This is a genomic window from Acinetobacter sp. YH12094, from assembly GCF_013419295.1.
In the GTDB taxonomy this organism is placed as follows: Bacteria; Pseudomonadota; Gammaproteobacteria; order Pseudomonadales; family Moraxellaceae; genus Acinetobacter; species Acinetobacter amyesii.
The window spans coordinates 50,528-74,227 of record NZ_VPAK01000007.1 but is presented as its reverse complement, the minus strand read 5'-3'; the positions used below and the strand labels follow the sequence as shown (position 1 = coordinate 74,227).

Annotated in this window: 19 protein-coding genes; 10 read left to right on the top strand and 9 right to left on the bottom strand. The window is 40.5% G+C overall.

The features are described from left to right. Positions 1 to 52: 52 nt before the first annotated feature. Both mmsB and FTU34_RS07380 read right to left on the bottom strand, forming a co-directional pair. A complete protein-coding gene (gene mmsB / locus FTU34_RS07385; RefSeq protein ID WP_078193326.1) occupies positions 53 to 943 on the bottom strand; it encodes a 3-hydroxyisobutyrate dehydrogenase in 891 nt (296 codons plus the stop codon). Between the two features lie 15 nt (positions 944 to 958). Then, positions 959 to 2,476: a CoA-acylating methylmalonate-semialdehyde dehydrogenase gene (locus FTU34_RS07380; RefSeq protein WP_180011812.1), complete on the bottom strand. Its 1,518-nt coding sequence runs from the start codon at positions 2,474 to 2,476 to the stop codon at positions 959 to 961. A gap of 163 nt (positions 2,477 to 2,639) precedes the next feature. Between FTU34_RS07380 and FTU34_RS07375 the strand changes: the two genes are divergently transcribed. Both FTU34_RS07375 and FTU34_RS07370 read left to right on the top strand, forming a co-directional pair. Continuing rightward, positions 2,640 to 3,521 carry a LysR family transcriptional regulator gene (locus FTU34_RS07375; RefSeq protein WP_078193328.1) on the top strand — a complete coding sequence of 294 codons (882 nt, stop codon included), beginning with the start codon at positions 2,640 to 2,642 and terminating at the stop codon, positions 3,519 to 3,521. Positions 3,522 to 3,642: 121 nt separating this feature from the next. Further along, positions 3,643 to 3,801, top strand: coding sequence for a hypothetical protein (locus tag FTU34_RS07370; RefSeq protein ID WP_168379604.1), 159 nt, complete (start codon positions 3,643 to 3,645; stop codon positions 3,799 to 3,801). A 213-nt stretch (positions 3,802 to 4,014) separates the two neighbouring features. On the opposite strand, the gene FTU34_RS07365 is transcribed toward FTU34_RS07370, so the two are convergent. Then, positions 4,015 to 4,830: a hypothetical protein gene (locus FTU34_RS07365; RefSeq protein WP_180035215.1), complete on the bottom strand. Its 816-nt coding sequence runs from the start codon at positions 4,828 to 4,830 to the stop codon at positions 4,015 to 4,017. Positions 4,831 to 5,027: 197 nt separating this feature from the next. Between FTU34_RS07365 and FTU34_RS07360 the strand changes: the two genes are divergently transcribed. Together FTU34_RS07360 and FTU34_RS07355 are read left to right on the top strand one after the other, a co-directional pair. After that, on the top strand, positions 5,028 to 6,452 hold the full coding sequence (locus FTU34_RS07360) for a PLP-dependent aminotransferase family protein (RefSeq protein WP_180035257.1): 1,425 nt from the start codon (positions 5,028 to 5,030) through the stop codon (positions 6,450 to 6,452). Between the two features lie 120 nt (positions 6,453 to 6,572). Then, positions 6,573 to 8,009, top strand: coding sequence for an amidase (locus FTU34_RS07355; RefSeq protein WP_180035216.1), 1,437 nt, complete (start codon positions 6,573 to 6,575; stop codon positions 8,007 to 8,009). A 107-nt stretch (positions 8,010 to 8,116) separates the two neighbouring features. Here FTU34_RS07355 and FTU34_RS07350 read toward each other — a convergent pair whose 3' ends face one another. The 4 genes from FTU34_RS07350 to FTU34_RS07335 form a co-directional block, all read right to left on the bottom strand. Continuing rightward, positions 8,117 to 10,246, bottom strand: coding sequence for a TonB-dependent receptor domain-containing protein (locus tag FTU34_RS07350; protein ID WP_180035217.1), 2,130 nt, complete (start codon positions 10,244 to 10,246; stop codon positions 8,117 to 8,119). Positions 10,247 to 10,615: 369 nt separating this feature from the next. Then, positions 10,616 to 11,929 carry a DcaP family trimeric outer membrane transporter gene (locus FTU34_RS07345; protein WP_180035218.1) on the bottom strand — a complete coding sequence of 438 codons (1,314 nt, stop codon included), beginning with the start codon at positions 11,927 to 11,929 and terminating at the stop codon, positions 10,616 to 10,618. 126 nt (positions 11,930 to 12,055) lie between these two features. Next, complete coding sequence (locus tag FTU34_RS07340) at positions 12,056 to 13,429, bottom strand: MFS transporter (RefSeq protein ID WP_180035219.1); 1,374 nt, start codon at positions 13,427 to 13,429, stop codon at positions 12,056 to 12,058. A 191-nt stretch (positions 13,430 to 13,620) separates the two neighbouring features. Continuing rightward, on the bottom strand, positions 13,621 to 14,526 hold the full coding sequence (locus tag FTU34_RS07335; protein WP_180035220.1) for a LysR family transcriptional regulator: 906 nt from the start codon (positions 14,524 to 14,526) through the stop codon (positions 13,621 to 13,623). A gap of 281 nt (positions 14,527 to 14,807) precedes the next feature. Between FTU34_RS07335 and catA the strand changes: the two genes are divergently transcribed. The 6 genes from catA (at position 14,808) to benE (ending at position 20,915) form a co-directional block, all read left to right on the top strand. Further along, positions 14,808 to 15,728: a catechol 1,2-dioxygenase gene (gene catA, locus FTU34_RS07330; RefSeq protein WP_180035221.1), complete on the top strand. Its 921-nt coding sequence runs from the start codon at positions 14,808 to 14,810 to the stop codon at positions 15,726 to 15,728. 85 nt (positions 15,729 to 15,813) lie between these two features. Then, positions 15,814 to 17,211 (top strand): benzoate 1,2-dioxygenase large subunit, encoded by a 1,398-nt coding sequence (benA, locus tag FTU34_RS07325; protein ID WP_078190863.1) that lies wholly within the window; start codon positions 15,814 to 15,816, stop codon positions 17,209 to 17,211. Then, on the top strand, positions 17,208 to 17,717 hold the full coding sequence (gene benB, locus FTU34_RS07320) for a benzoate 1,2-dioxygenase small subunit (protein WP_180035222.1): 510 nt from the start codon (positions 17,208 to 17,210) through the stop codon (positions 17,715 to 17,717). The genes benA and benB overlap by 4 nt, the downstream gene beginning before the upstream one ends. Positions 17,718 to 17,811: 94 nt before the next feature. Next, positions 17,812 to 18,828, top strand: a complete 1,017-nt coding sequence (gene benC, locus FTU34_RS07315; protein WP_180035223.1) for a benzoate 1,2-dioxygenase electron transfer component BenC — start codon at positions 17,812 to 17,814, stop codon at positions 18,826 to 18,828. A 14-nt stretch (positions 18,829 to 18,842) separates the two neighbouring features. After that, positions 18,843 to 19,628, top strand: coding sequence for a benzoate diol dehydrogenase BenD (gene benD, locus FTU34_RS07310; RefSeq protein ID WP_180011801.1), 786 nt, complete (start codon positions 18,843 to 18,845; stop codon positions 19,626 to 19,628). Positions 19,629 to 19,691: 63 nt separating this feature from the next. Beyond that, complete coding sequence (gene benE, locus FTU34_RS07305; RefSeq protein ID WP_180035224.1) at positions 19,692 to 20,915, top strand: benzoate/H(+) symporter BenE; 1,224 nt, start codon at positions 19,692 to 19,694, stop codon at positions 20,913 to 20,915. 378 nt (positions 20,916 to 21,293) lie between these two features. Here benE and hcaR read toward each other — a convergent pair whose 3' ends face one another. Together hcaR and FTU34_RS07295 are read right to left on the bottom strand one after the other, a co-directional pair. Then, positions 21,294 to 22,187 carry a DNA-binding transcriptional regulator HcaR gene (gene hcaR / locus FTU34_RS07300; RefSeq protein ID WP_180035225.1) on the bottom strand — a complete coding sequence of 298 codons (894 nt, stop codon included), beginning with the start codon at positions 22,185 to 22,187 and terminating at the stop codon, positions 21,294 to 21,296. A gap of 311 nt (positions 22,188 to 22,498) precedes the next feature. Further along, positions 22,499 to 23,335 (bottom strand): SDR family oxidoreductase, encoded by an 837-nt coding sequence (locus FTU34_RS07295; protein ID WP_180035226.1) that lies wholly within the window; start codon positions 23,333 to 23,335, stop codon positions 22,499 to 22,501. Positions 23,336 to 23,700: the final 365 nt, after the last annotated feature.

Here is a 23,700-nt window from a genome sequence, read left to right as displayed (position 1 = left end):
ACGAGTGTTAGTATTTTTAGCCATCCCTAGGCTAGATTGGTGTTCAAAGCGATTAAGCGTCCTTAGGTAAGTATTGCTGCACAATGCTTGAAAAATCTAAGTGTGCATTACCTTGTAAACACAGCTGTTGATACATTTGCTGAACCAGTCCGCCTAAAATAATCGGCTGTTTGACTTGTCCTGCGGCTTCTACAGCCAGTCCTAAATCTTTCAACATCAACTGCGTTGCAAAACCATCGGTATAGCCACGTCCCGCAGGTGCATTTGCTGAGATACCCGGCCATGGATTACATACATCCGAACTCCAGCAACGTCCGCTCGAACTATTCACCACACCTGCTAAGGCTTGAGGATCAATCCCTAGACGCGCACCGAGCGCCATACCTTCAGCAACGGCTGCCATGGAAATACCAAGAATCAAGTTATTGCAAATTTTCGCAATTTGACCTGCACCCACATCACCACAATGCACAATGTTTTTACCCATGTGGCCCAATACCGCTTTGGTTCTTTCAAAGGTTTGATCATCTGAACCGACCATAAAGGTTAATGTACCTGCCTGAGCACCAATAGTTCCGCCTGAAACAGGTGCATCACAGATTTTTATCTGATGTGCAGCACCTGCCTCGGCTATGTCCTTAATGGTTTGCGGATCAATGGTACTGCTATCGATACATAAGCTTCCTGCTTTCATTACCGCCAACACACCATTTTCTCCCAAGTACACCTCTTTGACATGCTTGGCAGCGGGCAACATGCTAATTACAACATCTGCTTGTTTCGCAGCATCTTGTGGACTTTGGCAAACGATGCCACCTGCTTCAGTAAAATACTGAATCGCAATTTCGCTTAAGTCGAAACCGTAAACCGTAAAACCTGCTTTGAGTAGGTTTTGGGCCATTTTCCCGCCCATGTTTCCTAAACCGATAAAGGCAATATTCATCCTTGAACTCCTAAATTAACGTAGGTTAATGGTGGTATTCACTTCACCTTTTTCTTGTGTATCTTCGAACCAACGACTGGTGATGGTTTTGGTTTGTGTATAGAACTGAACCGCTTGCTTACCATATGGACCTAAGTCACCCAGTTTTGAACCACGCGATCCTGTAAAGCTAAAGAAAGGAACTGGTACAGGAATTGGAATATTGATACCTACTTGACCAATATCGATATCGCTTTGGAATGTACGAGCGACTGCACCACTTTGTGTAAATAGTCCAACACCGTTGCCGAATGGATTGGCATTAATCAATTCAATCGCCTGCTCCAGAGTATCGACATGAATAATGGCTAATACGGGCCCAAAGATCTCTTCGGTATAGATGCGCATATCGGTTGAAACTTGATTAAAAATCGTTGCTCCGACAAAGTTTCCTTGCTCATAGCCAATGACTTGAACATCACGACCATCCAGCAGCAACTCCGCACCTTGCTCTACACCGCTTTGAATTAAATCCAGTACACGTGCTTTTGCGCGAGGTGAAATAACTGGGCCAATATCGGTATTCGGCTCATGCCCTGCATTGACCTTCAGCGTTTTGGCTTTTTCAACCAGTTCATTGACCCATTCTTTACTTTCACCAACCATGACAGCAACCGACAAAGCCATACAACGCTGACCAGCCGCACCAAATGCTGCACCAACGAGAGCATTTAAAGTTTGTTCTTTATTGGCATCTGGCATCACAACCACATGGTTTTTAGCCCCCATCATCGACTGCACACGTTTTCCATGCTGTCCTGCAAGGTTATATACATGTGTACCAACGGCTGTAGAGCCTACAAATGAAATGGCCTTAATAGCTTGATGTGTGCATAAACGATCAACGACGTCCTTACCACCATGCACTACGTTCAATACGCCTGCTGGAATACCGGCTTCAATCGCAAGTTCAACAAGCATCATAGTCGATAATGGATCTTGTTCAGATGGCTTTAAAACAAAGGTATTTCCACTGACAATGGCCATTGGGAACATCCACAGTGGAATCATCGCTGGAAAGTTAAATGGCGTAATTCCTGCACATACACCCAAAGGTTGTTGCAAGGTATAGGTATCCACACCACGTGCAACACCTTCTATATATTCGCCCATTTGAAGTGTGCCAACCGAACACGCATGCTCAACGACTTCTAAACCACGTTGAATATCACCCTCGGCATCTGCTAGCGTCTTTCCTTGCTCAGCCGTCAGTACACGGGCAATGTCTTTCATATTGCTACGGATCAGATCTTGTAGTTTCAGCATAATGCGCATACGTGCTTGAACGGGTGTTAAGCGCCAAGTTTTAAACGCCTCTTGCGCTGAAGCAATCGCTGCATCCACTTCTTCCATAGTCGCCATTGGTACACGACCTAAAACCTCTTGAGTTGCAGGATTTAGAATGTCTTGCCACTCTGTAGTGTTTGACTCTACAAATTTACCGTTAATTAATAATTTAGCCGTCGCTGACTGAATATTTGACATTGTGTTCATGACCTCTCCATAGGCACTTATTGTTTTGTACTGACTTAGAAAATATCCAAAAGCCTTATATTTATATTTTCCAATTCACTTCAAACTAGCAAAGAAAATTTTGACTACCAATAGAGATTCACGCACGATTGATGTGCAAATATGCACAGGGATGACAATAACAATGAAAGTAGATTGGGATCATTTACAGTATTTTTTGGTTTTGGCTCGTGCGAAAACCCTAACCAATACCGCACGTATTATCGGTGTTGAGCACAGTACGGTTTCTCGACGTATACATGCGCTAGAACTGGCTTTAGGCACGCCATTATTTAAACGTGAAGCCACAGGTTATGAGCTCACTTTAGAAGGTTTGGCACTGGTTCCTCGCGTTGAACAAATGGAACAGGCTTTTTTACAAATCGAAAAACCTAACCAACCTATGCAAGGTCGTGTGCGAATTGGCACACCCGAAGGGTTTGGAACAGCATTTTTGACACAGCTCTTGGCAGAATTGTCCAAAAAATACCCTCTATTGACTATCGACCTTATTCCAGTGCCGAAAATGATCAAGCTTTCACATCGTGAAGCAGATATTGTTATTTCCATTGATCGGCCGAAATCCGGCCCCTATATCATTACTCGACTGGCAGACTATTGTTTAAAGATTTATGGCAGTAAAGAATACCTAAAAAACACGCAACCCATTCATACATTAGAAGATTTAAAATCACACACTTTTGTGAACTATATAGATGATCTAGTCTATAGCCCAGAACTGTATTGTTTAGAGCGCTTACCTATTCAGCTCAATGCTAACTTTAGAAGTAGTAGTATTTTGGCACAACAAATTGCCGTGAGTGCGGGTGCAGGATTGGCAATATTGCCCAAATTTTTGGCCGAGGAAAAACCCGAATTAGAACAGGTCTTAGCGCAAGATGTTCGTTTTGTACATACCTTTTGGATGCTGACCTTAGTCGATTTACAACATGAGCCACGCATTAAATTGGTTTGGGACTTTTTGAGAAAAAGAACTGACCAATATCATAGTTTATTAATGGATTAAGAGATGAAGCTTCCTTCCAAACTATAACTGTTATAGAAATTTAGATGAATGTTGTATCTATGCTTTAAGATGTTATACCCCAATAATCACCTATAACTACTAGGGATTTAGAGTACATCTTATGAGCAATCAAGAGCCTAAAAAACCGCAAAAATATGCAGACAGTGAAATTTCAGATAAGGCCTTTAAACGTGCCATTATTTGGTTCTCAATCTATGTGCTTTTATTCTGTATTGGTGTAGCGTTTGTCGTTGGTGCAGATAATTCCTATCTACCTTAAACGATAATCTATTCACTTATGGCAACTCGCTATTGCATGTACATCTTACATTTCATGTTTGCTAGTGATCAGATCATATTGTATTGATCATTAGGCCAAATAAATTGGTCTTAAATTTGAATTTTAAAAAAGCTTGTAAATCTAGATACAAGCTTTTTGCATTTTTAAAGTGATCAATTCACAGCTATAAACTTAATTAGTCATCTTTATCGCTTATGCAGGACTCTGCTTTTTCACTTGATGCTGTAGATGCGTTTGAATATATTCACCGTATACCGACATTTTTTCGAAGATATGCTCTGAATAAAACATGTCTTCTACCAAGACTTGCGCACGATCAAACTCATATAAACTTAATCGTTGTAAAATTTGCGCATTAATAAACGAAAATTTTTGGCATAAATCGATATATTGCTGATCTTTGTCTTTAAATAGCAGCTTTAACATATTGATTTTATTTAGATCAAAATCAATCGGTTCAACTTTATCCGCCAAGACATGGATTTCAACATCTAAAAATTCAGCGAGCTGTTTTAATTTCTCTAGGTTTATATGTAGATGTGTAATACAAATGATTTTGGAAACTTTCGGATTACATAAGCTATTGATCAAACTAAAATAGAAGTATTCTGCTGGCGATAGCTGTTCATTATGTAGCTCAATGTAGACATTGAGTCCCGATAAAACATCATCAACTTTAAATGCGCTAAGTTTGGCCTCAGCATGATAATAACGATTTAATATCGCAACATTTTCAGGACTTTGCGGTGTAGCGTAGATCACCTTCTGATTCAAATTCGCTAGGATAAATGGTGCAAATATAAAAGCCGCATTTTCAGCCTTGGCATTCATATGCTCCTGACAAATACTGACATAGCCCACTTGCTGTACTTGGCGCAAAATTCGACTGCGTAAAAGCACTGCTTCTAAATTTGTATGCTGTTGTTGCAACAGATGCAGCGTTGAATCTGTCAATGGAACACCCACCAGTAAATGTTGTAACAGTTCTAATTCACTGGCTTTAAACATACTCAACTCCCTAACTTCCATACCATTTGACGCCACAAGTGTTGTGGTCAATGCACCTTATAAAAAATTCAAGCTTAAAATTAGATACAGTGAATTTGAAAAAACATATAACAGTACAGACTCATCTGTTATAAAAATATAATGTAAAGTTTCTTTTACTGATATATTTATAACAGAATCTTGTCTTGTTGATGACTATGTATAAATCGGAACAGCTCGCACAGCACCTACGTCAACTGATTGAAAATGGCACTTTAAAAGCGCACGAAAAACTTCCGTCTTTACGTGAACAAGTGCAGTTGTCCGGTTTTAGTTTAATCACGGTCATGAATGCTTATCAGGAGTTGGAATCACGTGGCTTAATCTATGCACGTGAGAAATCTGGCTACTATGTGGCGCAAGGCTTACTCGAAATAGAAGCTGAACAAACTCAAATCGTGTCCTTAAACACACCGGTTGAAATTAACTCTCTGGTCTTTAAGTATTTAAAATCAATACAAGATGAAAAAATCATTCCATTGGGTTCAGCCTTTCCATCTCAAGACATTGTTTTTTCTAAAAAGTTAACCCAAATCATGGGGCAAATTTCCCGAAATCCCAAAAGTTACGATGCCATTGATAATCTTCCACCCGGTAATTTAGCCCTTCGTAAGTTGATTGCACAGCGTTATTGCATGCAAGGCATTGCCACAGATCCAGAGGATATTGTGATTACCTCAGGCTGTATGGATGCACTGAATCTTTCCTTACAAGCCATTGCCTCACCGGGTGATTATATTGTGTTACAGCAAAATATTTTCTATGGCGCCTTGCAAGCTGCAGAGCGCTTAGGCCTTAAAGTGGTGACCTTACCTGAACATCCACAAGACGGTTTTGATTTAACCGCGTTTGAACATATTTTAAAAACTTATCCCGTCAAGATCTGTTGGCTGATGCTGAATTCGCATAATCCTGTGGGCTTCACAGTGAGTGATGAAATCAAGCAAAAAATTGCCGTTTTATTACACCAATATCATGTGCATTTAATTGAGGACGATGTGTATGAAGAAATGTATTATGCATCCAAGAAACCCGTTTCAATGAAATACTTTGACCAAAATAATATGGTCTTACATTGCTCATCTTTTTCTAAAACTTTGGGCGCTGCATTTCGGGTCGGTTGGGTGCACGCCGGTAAATACTCTCAAGCGATTCAACACTTACAGCTTATGAGCACGATTTCCGTCAATACCTTATTGCAAAATGCCTTGGTGGAATTTATTTCAAATTATCATTATGAAAAACATTTACGGGTCTTAAGAAAAAGTCTACAACAACATAAATTACAGTTTTACCGTTATTTAGAAAGCCGCCTACCGACTGGATGCAAATTACAATATCATCCAAGTGGTTATTTTCTTTGGTTAAAATTACCGGAGAATGTTGAAAGTATGGCAGTCTATGAAGCCTTAATTCAACAGCAGATCGGTGTTGCTCCAGGCCGTCTATTTAATGTTGTGGAAGCCAAAACTCAATATATCCGTTTAAATTGTTCCTTTGCATGGAAGGATGAGATTCAACAGGCTTTAGATGCCCTCCTTAGTATAATCTCTGCACTTTCCTCAAATCAGATGAATATTTGACAATTTTTATTGTCATTATTATGCTCAAACAGATATTGTTCAAATACATATATTTGTTGTTGAGATAACACCGAATTCATTCAACATTTACCAAAATTCAAAAAACAAATGGGTTAGTTCATGGAAGATCAAAAACACAGTCAACGCATACATGCCTTTAGTTCGGATGTACTCACAGATCTAGATGCTGTGGGGATTGCACAGCTCATCAAATCTAAAGAAGCCTCCGTGCAAGAAATAACTCAAGCGGCCATTGCACGTGCGGAACAAGTGAACCCCCATCTAAATGCCATTGAACTGGACTGTTTTCAGCGTGCTTTAGAGCAAAATCAATATGTTGAACATGGTCTTTTTGCGGGCGTCCCTTTTTTCTTTAAAGATAATCTAGATTATCAAGGCTTGCCCTCACGTCATGGTTCAAAGGCCATAGGTTCAAAACCAGCCGATCGTAATCCTCAAATTAGCCAACAAATCTTAGATCAAGGTTTTGTCGTATTAGGAAAAACTAAACTGCCTGAATTTGGTCTAAATGCCAGCACCGAATATAAAGATGGCTCAGCCACCTATAACCCGTGGCATTTAAGTTATTCCTGCGGCGCATCTTCTGGCGGTTCTGCAGCTCTCGTTGCAGCCGGTGTCGTGCCGATTGCCCATGCCAATGATGGCGGTGGTTCGATTCGTATCCCTGCTGCATGCTGCGGCCTGATTGGATTAAAGCCTAGCCGTGGCCGTACTTATGACAGTGAAGCAGCAGCTTCTCTTCCGATTAATATCATCAGTGAAGGTGTCCTAACCCGTAGCATACGAGATACTGCTCATTTCTATGCAGGAATGGAGTCAAGTTATTACAATAAAAAGTTGCCACGCATAGGCATGATTCATGGCCCTTCTAAACGTCGACTACGCATAGGCTTAGTCCCGCAATCGATTACAGGGCAAATAGATAGCGAAACAACTACAACCTTAATGCATAGCGCAGCACTATTAGAAAAATTAGGTCATCATGTTGAAGAACTTCAGTTACCTTTTTCCTTAAGCTTTGTTGAAGATTTCAGTGAATATTGGGGGATGTTGTCCTTTTTACTGAGTACCTTTGGCAAGAAAATCTTTGGCGCTGACTTTAATCCAAAAGAGTTAGATCACTTAACCGTTGGTTTATCGAAGTTGTATAAAAAGAACTTTTATAAAACCCCGCTATTTCTGTATCGATTAAAGAAAATGCAGCAACAATATCGTGAAATCTTTAAGCATTATGACGTTTTGCTATCGCCTGTACTTGCACATACCACACCTAAAATCGGCTATTTGTCACCTCAATTACCGTTTGACCAGTTATTTGAACGTATACAGAACTATGTGACTTTTACACCCATCCAAAATGTTGTTGGTGCTCCAGCCATGTCGATTCCTATGGGAGAAACGCAAAACGATGGACTACCGATCAGTATGCAAATTTCAGCCGATGTCGGTGATGAAAAAACCTTGATCGAACTGGCATATGAAATTGAAGAAGCTCAGCCATGGCGACGTATTCAGGATGTGCCTCGAACTGCTTAACAGCCCAATCAAAGGTTTAAAAAAGGGAGCTGATTGGCTCCCTTTTTTATTTTCAGATCCGCAGCATAAGGCTTTTCAATTGTTCGCTGTATTTGAATATAAGATGCTTAATTAAAATGATACGTCAGTCCTGCATATACTGCCCGACCTTCACCCGGTGTTAAACGAGCAGGATCTTTGCCGGCATCGTTATAGCCCGGTGTCACGGTAGATGCATATTTTTTATTGGCTATATTTCTGAAATCCAACCAAGCCATATACTGTTTTTGCGGTTGAATATAGCCGAACGATGCTCCCCAAATTTGCCAATCTTTTGCGTAGAAACTATTGGCATAGTCGGTTGTGACCTTTGCGGCATAAAGTGTATTAACCGCAGCATAAAAGCCTAAAGGATGTTCGTATTTCAGTTCAGCCTGATAGATGTGTTTTGGTATACCTGCAAGCTCATTTTTTCCAAATACCGCATCATTTTTATAGTGAAAATCATTCAAGGTGTAGGCTTGTTTCAGTTGAACTTGTCCATATTCATCATTTTGCCAAAGTGAACTGTTTAAACCGAATTCAATCCCTTGATGAATGGTGTCTGAAGCATTCGATTCGGCAATAATCTTTTTAGGCTCTGTTTGGATTTCAACAGCCAACAGTTCATTTTTAACCTGTGAATAGTAATATGCAATATTCCACTCACCTAGTGCATGTTGACCACGCCCACCCAGTTCAAATGTATTCGCAGTCTGACTATTCAAATGAATCGGAGCGCTTTGGCGTCCCGTCGCTGCGCCACTTTCGTCGGGGAACTTTTGATCCGAACCCCAAATTAAAGCCCAAGGATGTGGTGCTTCTAAGCTTCGACTGACATTGGCAAAGAGCTGTGTTTCAGGTTGGATTTGATATCGAAAACCTAGCGATGGCAGGACATTCCATTCACGAATATTTTCTTTATGACTTTGCACAGGCCATGTCACTTCACTTTCACGATGGGTGTACGCCAATGCAACTCGACTATCGAGCCAAAACTGTGGGTGTAGTGCCAAGGCATTGGCATAATGTAAAACATAGTCACCACCTTGGTAGGTATAATGCCGCGTTTCTGTACCCGCAGCATAGGCGCCTTGCGCTACACGCAAGCGTTCAACGACCTGACCATCTGGCAAATGCGTGGTACTACGAAAACCTAAAGTATTTTGGCTTTCATGCCCCCATAGCGTTCGGTCAAATTGGTAGTTAAATAAGGTAATGATATCGTCATAGTCAACATCGGTACTATACAAACCTTCTTGCAAATCCATCGGATAATGATGATAGGCCAGACCCAACTGTAAACGATCGCCCGAGTCCAAAGTCATATTGGTTTTATTCGCCAACCAAAGACTTCCCGGCTGCGGACGATTATTATTCAGCGAGATATTTTGGGCTACTGCTTGTTTTGGATTTTGTTCAATCTGTTGTTGGGTTAGACGTCCCGGCGTTTGGTGTTCAGTCTCTCGGTAACGCAGATAAAAACGTGTATCTAGGTTAGGGTTTATTTTATATCCCACATTGGCCGATAAACCTTTGCTCTGGCTTGAAGCATGATCTTGAAAACCGTCATCATCACTTTGCGTTAAGGAAAGATAATAGTCTAAGTCACCGATTTGTTGTCCTGAACTGATTTCACTTTTTTGATAACCGTGGCTGCCCATTTCATGATGCACTGACAGTTTTGCTGCATTTTTTCCTGTTGGGCTTGCATAGTTAATTAGACCACCCAAGCTTAATGCGCCACGTGTTAAACCATTAGCCCCTCGTAAAACCTCTATATGGTCTACCCACAGCGGCTCAAGCAGTTCATAAGGTGTTCCTCCTGGCCCTGTAAATGGCAAATCATCTAAGGTTACATACAACCCTGAAGCATGCGCCCCCGGTGCACGATTGATCCCCGAGCCACGTATCGACAGTTTCACCCCTTCATTTCCTGAAGATGCCGCGTATATCCCCGGTTGATTTTTAAATAAATCAGCATTTGTTCGCTTGGGTACATCTTGAATGTCTGCTGCAACGATCGCATTTGTTGCACCATTTACTTTGGTCAGTGCTTTTTTTATTTGTTCATCCATTGAACTTTGTTCAACGTTAATGGTGATTTCAGGTAATACATTGCTATCTGCAACACTATATTGTGCCATTGCAGTAAGCATCATCAGGCTTAAAAGCTTAAGTGACGTGTTGTTATATTTGGAAAATTGAGGGACATCCATGATTGCGTCTTCTAAGTGAAACGAATTTGACGGCAAGGATTGTAGTGTGTTTTATCGTCATGTATGTATCAAAATATTTCAAAATTCATGATTTTTATCAATATCCTTCTTCGTATTTTTATATTCAAATGATTTGTTAAATGAAATAAAACAGATAATTATATTTTTTAGTCAAAAAATAAAAGTTTCTAAATAAGATAAAAGCCCTCAATCGATAAAGATCAAGGGCGTGTATGGATTGAGAGCACGTATTGAAAGATTGTCGGAAAGTCAGATGTCAAAACCTGAATATACTTTCAATCACGCTCTCGTTAAATTGATATTGAAATTTCTAAGGCAATTTAAATTAAACAATTCTCTGTAACAGCATTAGAAGTTGTACATCGCGACTGCATTGATTCGATTATCTTCACCTTTAGTACTGCCATTTGGTGCAGCGCCAAAAGCTTCACGTTCACCATAGACATATTCCAGACCTAAACTAATCGGCTTAACAGGGCTGTAAAATACATTTGCCCATGCTTGCCACAAGTTTTTATTGGCCTTGGTTTTATCGACTAATGAGTTGACATAATCTGCATTGTTATCTGCTTTCATATAACCATAGCCCAATGTTCCGCGCCATTGTGCTGAAATTTGTTGAGTTAAACCTACTGTAATCGAGTCAAATTCATTGGTGGCGATGATGTCTTTATCCGCATTGGTCACAAAACCTTGGTTGGTCCATGACACAAAACTACTGTCGCCTTTGACATGGTAATAATCCGCTTTGAGCACTGTTTTATCCGTCAAATCTAGCTTTGCGCCCAGACCAAGTCCCCATGCGGTTTCTGTATCCGTATCCGTTTTCTTTTCAGCACCCATCGCACGTGCGCTCAACATGAGTGTATCTGTCATTTTATGGTTTAACCGCGCTGTTAATGCAGGCAAACGCATATTTGAACTGTCATCCTTAGAATCTTCTGCTGCAAGCACAAGATTTGTCTCAGGACTAAATTTGTGACTATAGCGAACTTGCGGTGTACGTTTAACAGCACCACCAACATAGCCCAATGCATCAATGGTTTCAGGCATATAATCAGGTACAGCAAAGTTAGACCATGTTTGCCCCACCAGCCAATCACCATAGGTCAAATAGGCATGACGAATCCGCAGTCCATCATTTGCACCCAAAAAGTCGACTTCAATTTTACCGCCTACATCGCCCACTTGAGTCGGTGTTTTAAAGTCTAGTCCTAAACGTGTGGCAGCAAGTGTTGCTTTTAAACGATCTGAACTTTCAGCATTCCCTTCTAGCGGAACACTATTCATTTGGTTATACAGGCGAGATAAACTGCCGCCTTCTGCCTGATAAGATGCATCTGCTCGCACATTGCCATACAAGCTAAACTCAGCGTCCGATTTGGTATTTAAACTCAGGCTCGGTGTTTGAGTCGGTTTTTGATTCTGCACAGCAACTACAGGTCGTTGTTTTACGTCTTTGATTTCACTCGACAAAGTGTTTTGCTGTTGAACATATTGCTGCATCATGGCTTTTAACACTTTGACTTCTTCACGCAACTGTTCAACTTCGGCCTCGCTGACAGCCGCATGTGTCCACATGGGGAACGCGGCTGCACAAGCCAGTATCATAAGTTTAATTTTAAAGGTTTTTTTGACTAAATTTAGCTTTTGAGTTTTCATCCTGACCTCGATTTGGGCGATGCCCTTTCCTTATTTTTTGTCACAATTTCCCACTAGCCCTCATGCTGTGCGTCAGGGCCTAGAAACTTAAAATTTTGGGGTAATATTAAATCTTTAAATATCGGCTTAATTCGATGGATTTTTGATAGCTTGCGTATTGGGTTTTGGCGATTGACCTTGAGTAGATGCCTCTATAGACGCTTGCAAATTCACCATAAATATTGCTAAAGCAGCTATGACACCGGGAATGGCTATCACCAAGAAGTTCATTTGATGCGGCAAATTCATGGTTAACAGCGCACCAGTAAGTACCGGTCCAACGATTGCACCAATTCGTCCAATGCCCGATGCCCAGCCCATACCTGTAGAACGTACCGTGGTTGGGTAGTATTGTGCGACAAAGGTATAAAGTAAGATTTGTGAACCGATGGTAGCTGCACCTGCAACAGCAATTAAGGTATACAGAACCATTTGCGGACTGTTAAAGCCCAGTAAGATTAAAGCCAATGCGCCACACATGAACATGATGCTCAGAACTTTTTTGATATGGAATCGGTCTGCCAAAGCACCACCACCAATAGCACCTACCATTCCACCAATATTCAGTGCAAAGAGGAAAATCATACTTGCACCAAGCGAATAGCCGGCTTGAATCATCAATTTTGGTAACCAGCTTCCAAGTGCATAAACCATCAATAAGCACATGAAAAATGCAATCCAGAACATAAACGTACTGAAACTACGGCCTTGTTGAAATAATGCTTTTAACGGAGCGTTATCTTCTTCAGAAACTTCATTGAGTACAAATTGTGTATCAGTTGTGAGGACTTGTTCAGGGGCAATTTTAGAGACAATCGTTCGAGTCGTATCTGTTTGATGCTTTGAGGTTAAATACATCAATGACTCAGGGAGGAATTTCCAAATTAAAGGCAGTGCAAGACATGGAATAATTGCAATATAAAACATGATTTTCCAGCCATATACAGGCACTAACCAAGCACCCAATAACGCTGAAGCCATACCACCTATGGCATAACCACTAAACATTAGTGCAACCAAGGTACTGCGTATACGTTTAGGCGCATATTCCGTCATTAACGCCACAACGTTCGGCATAACACCACCGATGCCTAGACCGGCAAGAAAGCGTAAAATACCAAACTCAACGGGAGTACTTGCAAAAGCGCCGCAGAAGGTAAAACCACTAAAGATACCGACACAGATCATAATGGTTTTTTTGCGACCAATTTTATCGGACAGTGTGCCAAAACACATGGCACCAAACATCATGCCAAATAAAGCCGTACTTGCCAGTAAGCCGGCTTGTACCGCAGATAATGACCACTCTTGCATCAACAAAGGTAAGGCAACGCCATAGATCACCAAGTCATAACCGTCAAAAATAATAATCAAAAGACACCAAATCAATACACCCCAATGAAATGGCGTAAATTTGGCTTCATCAACCAAGGTATTAATATTAATTTTCTGGTTTTGCATAGCCCACCTCCTAATTGTGAAGCTTGTAAAATTCGCTTTTCACAATGAATAAGTCGGTGCTTAATGTCCAAAACCGATTAGGCATGTTTGTATACCTAAAAAGTTGAATACAAATTAATCCCTTGATTCCGCTTTATTTAAATAGATCATTTCATAACTGCTGTTCATCTGAACGTCTTGCGACAGCATACTCAAAACACAGCACGATCATATGGAATCGCTTCTAAATCATAAACTTGATAAACACTATCAAATAAACCACGAATATCTTCGCTTTCATCCATATTACGTACAGCCATAAATACAGGGCTGATCGCAGCTTCGTCTAAGATCGGAACAAAGGTTAAATGTGTTAATTGCACACTTTGGGCACTCATTGGGGTGATACAAACCCCTTCATTGGCTGCAACAAAGCCCAGTGCCAGTTGTAATTCACGTACTTTTTTAGGTTCCAAACCATACTCTGAAAATATGCCACGCACTTGGGTCGAAAAGTTTGGTTTGTTGTGATTTGGGTAAAAAATCAATTGCTGATCGATCAGATCTGCAAGATATACTCCTTCCTTTTTTTGTGCCAAAGGATGACTAGCATGTAAGGCTACCACTAAGCGTTCTTCACGCAGTAAAACTCGTTTAATCGCGGGGTCTGAAATACGCAAACGCCCAAAGCCGACATCTATACGACCTTCTTTTAATGCTTTGATTTGTTCAGTGGTGGCCATTTCCTCCATTTCTATTTTTAAATGTGGGTGTTGTTGCTTAAATAAGTACAAAATATTCGAGAGTAAACCAAACAATAAAGAGCTCACAAAACCGATTGTCACTGTTCTTTCGGTCAAACCGATTCGTTTCGTCATCGACTTAATTTCTTCTGCATTAGACAAAAGTTTTAAAGCATGATGATAAAAAAATTGGCCTGCTTCTGTGGTCTTAAGCGGTCGGCTACCGCGTTCAAATAACTGAATTCCAAGCTCATGTTCCAAATTTTGAATCTGCCGACTCAAAGGTGGTTGAGCTATATATAGTTTTTCTGCCGCTTTGGTAAAACTCTGCTCTTCAACCACTGCGACAAAGTATCTTAAGTGTCTTAGTTCCATGGTTATCGATACCTATTAAGTATAATAAAATGCAAATTTGATCTTCGACGTGAAGATTTTATTCTTTTAAGGTATATCACATAGACAGGATTAAGCAAATTTAATCCCATCCAACAGATCAAAAACATCGTGCAGCGCATTACCTGAAAGAAGCTTCAGCCGCTACACGAAACAACTTAAAAAGTATTGTTAGACAACCAAACAAGGAACGTGGCAGCCAAAGACCTCTTTTATCGAGTGATAGCCACCCATACTTAAATGCATACTTAAGGAGATATTGTATGAACCGTCAAGAGATTGATGTTCTGGTTAAACAAATGAACGTAGATACAGCGACAGGGCCTGTTGACCAACGTGTACAGCAAGTTGTGGTCCGTTTATTGGGTGATTTATTCCAAGCGATTGAAGATCTAGATATTACTCAAACTGAACTATGGAAAGGTCTAGAGTATTTTACAGATGCAGGTCAAGCGAACGAATTAGGTCTTTTAGCCGCTGGTTTAGGTTTAGAGCACTACCTTGATTTACGTGCCGATGAAGCTGATGCGAAAGCAGGTATTACAGGTGGTACACCACGTACCATTGAAGGCCCTTTATATGTAGCTGGCGCACCTGAATCAGTTGGCTTTGCTCGTATGGATGATGGTACGGAAACCGATAAAATTCCAACTCTGTTTATTGAAGGTACAGTAACAGATACCGAAGGCAACATCATTGAAGGCGCTAAAGTTGAAATTTGGCATGCCAACAGCCTGGGTAACTATTCTTTCTTTGATAAGTCACAATCTGACTTTAACCTTCGCCGTACGATTCTTTCTGACCAAGACGGTAAATATGTTGCACAAACCACGATGCCAGTTGGTTATGGCTGCCCTCCAGAAGGTACAACTCAATTTGTTTTAGACAAATTAGGCCGTCATGGTAACCGTCCATCACATATACATTATTTTATCTCTGCACCAGGTTACCGCAAGCTAACCACTCAATTCAACATCGAAGGTGACAAATACCTTTGGGACGACTTTGCCTTTGCAACTCGTGATGGTCTGGTAGCAACTGCTGTTGATATCACAGACGAAGCTGAAATTGCGCGTCGTGGTCTAAACCAACCGTTTAAGCACATTAGCTTTAATGTTGAGTTAGTTAAAGAACAAGCCGCAGCACCAAATACTGAAGTTGATCGTCGACGCGCTAGCGCTTAATTACTCACTCAAAGGAAGCCGAGCTGTCTCATCCAAGTTTGACAACTCGGCGACTATCCCCTCATTGGACAGTCGGAGAATGGACATGCCACGTATTCCTGTAATTAACACCAGCCATCTAGATCGTATTGATGAACTTCTTGTCGATAATTTTGATACTGGTGAATTTAAACTGCACCGCTCAGTATTTACCGATCAAGCGTTGTTTGATCTTGAAATGAAATACATTTTTGAAGGTAACTGGGTGTATTTGGCACATGAAAGCCAAATTCCAAATAACAATGATTATTACACAACTCATATTGGTCGCCAGCCGATCATCATTGCACGTAACCGTAATGGTGAACTGAATGCCATGATCAATGCCTGCTCACATCGTGGCGCACAGTTATGTCGTTATAAAAAAGGCAACAAAGCGACGTATACATGTCCATTCCATGGTTGGACCTTTAATAACTCAGGTAAATTACTCAAAGTTAAAGACCCTGCCGAAGCGGGTTATTCAGATTGCTTTAACCAAGATGGCTCACATGACTTGAAAAAAGTCGCACGCTTTGAAAGTTATAAAGGCTTTCTATTTGGTAGCTTAAATCCTGATGTGCCAAGTCTAGAAGAATTCTTAGGTGAAACCACCAAAATTATCGACATGATCGAAGGTCAATCTGAAAACGGTTTGGAAGTTTTACGTGGTTCATCTACCTATACCTATGAAGGTAACTGGAAACTGACAGCTGAAAATGGCGCAGATGGTTATCACGTTTCAGCCGTACATTGGAACTATGCAGCGACCACACAGCACCGTAAAGAAGCACAAGCAGCAGATAATATTCGTGCCATGAGTGCAGGTTCTTGGGGCAAGCAAGGCGGTGGTTCTTATGGTTTTGACAGTGGTCACATGTTGTTATGGACCCAATGGGCAAACCCAGAAGACCGTCCAAACTTTAGTAAAGCCGATGAATATACTGAAAAATTTGGCGCGCCGATGTCGAAATGGATGATTGAACGTTCACGTAACCTATGTCTTTATCCAAACGTTTATTTGATGGATCAATTCGGTTCACAAATTCGAGTTTTACGTCCGATTTCTGTCAATAAAACTGAAGTCACCATTTACTGTATCGCCCCTGTTGGTGAAGAGCCAGAAGCACGTACACGTCGTATTCGTCAATATGAAGACTTCTTTAATGCTTCAGGCATGGCAACACCTGACGATTTAGAAGAATTCCGTGCCTGCCAAGCAGGTTATGCAGGGATTGAATTGGAATGGAACGACATGTGCCGTGGTTCAAAACACTGGATTCATGGACCGGATGATGCAGCCAATGAAATTGGATTAAAACCACTATTAAGTGGCATCAAAACCGAAGATGAAGGTCTTTACCTTGCTCAGCATCAATATTGGTTAAAAACCATGAAACATGCCATCGCTGAAGAAAAAGAATTGGCAGAACAAGTCGCAAATGAACAAGGAGATGTCGCATGAATGCAACTGCACATTTAGACAGCGTAAGCATTGAAGCTGTATCTCAGTTCCTCTACCGCGAAGCGCGTTTTTTAGATGATGAAAAGTGGGATGAGTGGCTAGAGTGCTATGCCCCATCTGCATCATTTTGGATGCCGGCTTGGGATGACGATGACCGCCTAACGGAAGATCCGCAGTCTGAGATTTCTTTGATTTATTATCCAGACCGCCAAGGTTTAGAAGACCGTGTCTTCCGCATTAAAACTGAGCGTTCATCTGCCACGATGCCGGATACACGAACTAGCCATAACATTAATAATGTCGAGATTATTGAACGTGATGGCAACAGAGTAACGGTGCGTTTTAACTGGAACACCTTAAGTTTCCGCTACAAAACCAACTATAGCTACTTTGGCATGTCACGTTATGAAATTGATTTTTCAGGTGAGCAGCCAAAAATCCTCAGCAAATATGTTGTTCTGAAAAACGATTATATCAACCAAGTTATTGATATTTATCACCTCTAAAAGCTTATTTCACTAAGCAAGTTTTTACTTTCAGCCAGAAGGATATTTGGCTGAAAGGACACGTTATACCAGATTTTCAAAAGGATATTCAGCCATGTCAAACCATAATGTTGCACTTCAATTTGAAGATGGCGTTACTCGTTTTATTAGTGTTGCTCAAGGTGAAACCCTATCCGACGCAGCCTATCGTCAAAAAATCAATATCCCTCTAGATTGCCGTGATGGCGCATGTGGGACATGCCGTGCATTTTGTGAGTCGGGAACTTACGACATGCCTGAAGAATCTTATATCGAAGACGCTTTAACCCCCGAAGAAGCTGAGCAAGGTTATATTTTAGCTTGCCAATGTCGTCCAAGTTCAGATGCTGTTTTCCAAATCAGTGCATCATCTGACGTGTGTAAAACTGAAATTCATGAGTTTCAAGGCACATTGTCTCGTGTTGAAAATATGTCGGATTCTACGATTACCTTTGATATTCAACTGGATGAAGATCAACCTGACATTAACTTCTTGGCAGGTCAATACGTCAATGTAGGCATTCCGGGGACTGAAGAAACTCGTTCGTATTCGTTTAGTTCAAAGCCGGGCAATCGTTTAACAGGCTTCGTGGTTCGTAATGTCCCTGAAGGAAAAATGAGTACCTTCCTGAGTGCCGATGCGAAAGCCGGCGACAAAATGACCTTCAAAGGTCCTTTTGGTAGTTTTTATCTGCGTAATGTCGTCCGCCCTGTGGTCATGCTTGCAGGTGGTACAGGTATTGCGCCGTTTATGTCCATGTTACAAGTGCTTGAAGAAAAAGGTTCTGAGCAACCTGTTCGTCTTGTATTTGGCGTAACCAATGACTTTGACATCGTGGCAAAAGACAAGCTAGATGAATTACAAAACAAACTCCCGTGGTTCGAATACCGTACTGTGGTCGCTCACCCTGAGTCACAGCATGAACGTAAAGGCTATGTGACCTGTCATGTTGAAAAAGATTGGTTAAACAATGGTGATGTGGATATTTACCTCTGTGGTCCTGTGCCGATGGTCGAAGCTGTACGTGGCTGGTTAGATACCGAAGGCGTTAAACCTGCAAACTTCTTGTTTGAAAAATTCTCAGCGAATTGAGGGAGAATAGTTTAATGTCAGAACAAGCCAGATTTAGCAATAAAGTTGTTATTGTAACCGGTGCCGCTCAAGGTATTGGTCGTGGAGTCGCACTACAAGTGGCCCGAGAAGGTGCTCAAGTGGTATTGGCAGATCTCTCAGATTTTGTTGAAGATACGCTGAACGATATTCAAGCCCATAATGGCGATGCCATTATTGTTAAAGCCAACCTTGAAACATTTGCAGGCGCTCAATCAGTTGCTACCCAAGCCATTGAAAAATATGGCCGAATTGATATCTTGATCAATAACGTCGGCGGTGCGATTTGGATGAAGCCCTTCCAAGAGTTTTCAGAAGAAGAAATCGTTAAGGAAGTTAATCGTTCATTATTTCCAACTATGTGGTGCTGCCGAGCCGTGTTACCTGAAATGATTCAAAATCAGCAAGGGACAATTGTAAATGTATCTTCTATTGCAACCCGTGGTATTAACCGTGTGCCATATTCAGCGTCAAAAGGTGGGGTAAATGGCTTAACCTCTGCACTCGCTTTTGAACATGCCAGAGATGGTATTCGAGTCAATGCCGTAGCTACAGGTGGTACAGAAGCGCCACCACGAAAAGTACCTAGAAACGCCAACCCATTGTCAGATCATGAAAAACAATGGATGCAAGACGTGGTCGATCAAACCATTGACCGCACATTCTTAGGCCGCTATGGCACAATTCAGGAACAAGTCAATGCCATCTTATTTTTGGCATCCGATGATTCATCTTATATGACAGGAACAGTCGTCCCTGTTGGTGGTGGAGATCAAGGTTAACGCTATACCGTCATTGGTTTAATTCAACAGGCTCATTGACATAGTCGCATGGAGGCAAAAGCGATGGCACCCCTGTTAAAAACATTAAAAGAAGATTGGTCGATTTCAGCAACGGTTGCAGGATTTTTAGCCGTGCTGATTTCATATTCAGGCCCACTAATTATTTTTTTCCAAGCCGCACAAAAAGCTCAAGTTTCCCCAGCCATGATGATTTCATGGATTTGGGGGATTTCTATTGGTGCTGCGCTAGCGGGTATTTATCTCTCTATTAAATATAAAACCCCGGTGATTACCGCGTGGTCAGCGCCTGGTACGGCGCTTTTAGTCACCCTATTTCCGAATATTTCGCTGAATGAAGCCATAGCGGCTTATATCACGTCTGCTATTGTTATTTTTTTGATTGGCATCACCGGCTATTTTGACAAACTCCTAAAATGGATTCCTCAAGATGTCGCTGCGGGGATGATGGCAGGTATTTTATTTCAGTTTGGACTTGGACTGTTCACTGCTACAGATAGTATGCCGATCATTGTCTTTGGCATGTTATTAGTCTTTCTTATTTCGAAAAGACTATCACCACGCTACGCGATGATTTGGGTCTTACTGACTGGAGTCGTTTTGAGTTTTTCATTAGGAAAAATTAATCCTGTTGATGTGAATTTTCAACTCGCTATACCGCAGTTTATTGCCCCGATTTGGACTTGGAACTCAACTTTAAATTTGGTGATTCCCTTAATCTTAGTCAGTCTGAGTGGTCAATTCCTTCCGGGGATGGCGATCATGAAACTAAGTGGATATGACACGCCAGCTAAGCCCATTATTACAGCGACCAGTATTGCCTCGCTCGTTGTCGCATGTGTCGGAGGCATTACTATTGTTTTAGCGTCTATCACCGCAGCCATGTGTATGGGCAAAGATGCACATGAACTTAAAGAAAAACGCTACATAGCCGGTATTGCCAATGGTATTTTTTATATTTTAGGCGGCTTATTTGCAGGCAGCATTGTCATGTTATTTAGCCTATTACCTAAAGAGTTGGTCGCTGCACTTGCAGGTCTAGCGTTATTAGGTGCGATTGGAACAAACATGTCCGTTGCGATGAAAAATGAGGCCAACCGTGATGCGGCGCTAATCACTTTTTTAGCGACAGCCTCAGGTATGCATTTTTTAGGGCTAAGCTCAGTATTTTGGGGGATTTGTATCGGTGTTGCGGCACATATCATTTTGACCAACCGTGTAACTACACAAGCGCCGATGACAACGACTCAAGATTCTAAAAGTTCATAATATCCAAACGCATTGCTAATACAAAGAAGATGGAAAATTACATCTTCTTTGTTTAATCAAAAATAAAATGCTTTCATTTAGACTTCGGTTAATTCAGGCAATTCTCGATGAGCGATTTCAAAAGCTTCTTGAACATCTAATCCCACAGCAGTCAATAAAAGCTCTACAACTTTGGCAATCCAGTGAACCCTTTAGGCAAATAAGCATAGCAACGCACAGATTCAATTTTTATGATGAAGTAATCGCCACCTAGCCTTAGTTTAAAAAAAACCATCTAATTTGAACCAACATAAACTTTATCAGCAGCGTAAATCTAAAGGTTTTTACCCCCTGAGAAGATTATTTATTGAACAGAATCAATTAACTAAATGATATACTTCAATCAAACTTCAAATGAAAAAAATCGTTAATTAAACTTATAAATGCTTGCACACTTTGCGACGCATTTGTACTTCGCTTACTCATATATAAGTTGATTGTTGGAAGGTCCGTATCTAACTTTTTGACAATAATATTTTCATAAGCAATATCTGCAATATAACTCGGTAAAATCGTACACGACTGTGTGATATTGATTGAATTAATGTTGAATAAAATATTACTGGCGCGTTGGATGATTTTTAAGTTGATCTTTTTGTCTTCTGCAAATTTTAAAATCTTATGATGCAAAACTGACGACACTTCCTCAGCCGGAATAATAAAATCTATTTCTTCTAAAGATTTGACTGATATTTTATTTTGATTTGCAAATGGATGCTGATTATTCATCAAGAAAATCAAAGGCTCTTCAAATATCAACTGACTCGAAATTTCATGGTTATTAATATCTGCCCTCGATATGGCGATATCAATACGTCCATTATGTAAATCACTGACGATTTGCGTGTCATTTAAGCTCAAAAGTTCAACTTTTAAGTCAGGAAACATCTTTGTGAGTTTCGGAATAATAAAAGGAAAAATTTTCATTTCTGCAACTGGTATAAAGCCAATGGTGATTTTTTGGTCTTTGGCTTTTTTGACTTGGCGCGTCATCGCTACTGCTTTATCGGCACATTCCAAAATATTTTTGGCATGTTCCAAAAAAACAATTCCTTCATCGGTCAGTTCAACTTTACGTTTAGAGCGAATAAATAACTGTACGCCAATAAACTCTTCGAGGTCTTTGATTTGTTGGCTAAGAGAAGGCTGAGCCGTATAAAGTTTTAAGGCCGCTTGGCTAAAATTAAGTTCTTGTGCAACCATGACAAAATATTTTAAATGTCTTAATTCCATTTAAGTCACCTGTGTAGTCCAATCCTTAGGACGTTTTTAATACAATTCCGTTAGCAAGCTAAAATAGTCTTATATTTTGTGGTGAAGTGTTCATTTTTTATTTAAATATCATTTTTTCTCATATTTTACTTCTAAATAGTTCAAAATTTTTAATCAATTGAACTTATGCTAAATTTTTGTGATTTCAAAAGAGCGTCTTCTCTAGCACCGCTAAATTCATATTAGAAATACATTTTCAAATAAATATTTTGACAATACAGAATCAAAAAAAAGGGATCATGTTGCATCATCCCTTGTTATTGATCTTTGAATTATTTACGTTTTTTCTTACCACTGAGCAGATCTATGGCTTGGGCATAACGTGTAGGTGCAATCCGCTGAATTAAATCAATGATTTTGGCATCATTACCAATTAAAACTCGACGTTTATTCTGCTTTACCGCATCTAAAATGACTTTTGCTGCGACTTCAGGCGGTGTTTTTAGCACTTTATTAAATGCTTTGGTTGCCCTATCTGGGTTCATCCCTAACGCACGAATACTGTCACTCATACGCGCGCTATTTGCAATATTGGTTCGAATCCCACCCGGATGCACGCAAGTTGCGCTGACTCCAGCATTTTCCAAGTCTAATTCTTGGCGTAAAGATTCAGTAAAACCTCGTACCGCAAACTTCGTTGCATTATAGGCACTTTGAGTCGGTTGAGCCGTCAAACCAAATAAGCTGGAAATATTAACTATATGTCCATCGCCACTTTGTTTTAAATACGGTAAAAATGCTTTTGTCCCATATACCACGCCCCAGAAATTAATATTCATAATCCACTCAATTTCATCATAATGCATACCTTCTACAGTACTGGCTAACGCGACACCTGCATTATTAAAGATCAAATTGACCTGGCCAAATTCAGCTTGGGTTGCAGCCGCCCATTGCTCTACAGCGGCACGATCAGACACATCTAATTGGGTCTGAATTATTTTCACACCGGTGTGCTTAATCATTTCAGCCGTTTGTGCAAGACCGTCAAGGTTGCGATCACTTAATGCTAGATGCGCACCTGATTGAGCCAGTTGAATGGCTAACTGCTGCCCAATACCTGAACCTGCTCCAGTAATGGCTGCGACTTTGTTGTTAAAATTTTTCATCGTTATTCCTATACACACTTAATCTCGTTCAGTGAACAAGCTGCATTTTCATATTATTCATAACACAAGCTTAACGAGAACTGATCTATGAATGAAATGATTTTATTTAATTGTAAAATATGAATGCTATACATAGCTCTTTAGCGTTATTGCTTCAAATCAAATTAATGTAATTCAACATGATTAGAGCAAAAATTGAAAACTTAAATGAGCCTTTTAGCTCCGGCTTTTTTTGGGATTGTAGCTCTAAATTTTTCAGCTCAAACAGCGTTTGATATTTATAAAAGTGATACAAATCCCAAATGTTATAAACAAAGCTCAACATTTATTGTATTTTTCTACACGATCCAGATTCTAGATATTCA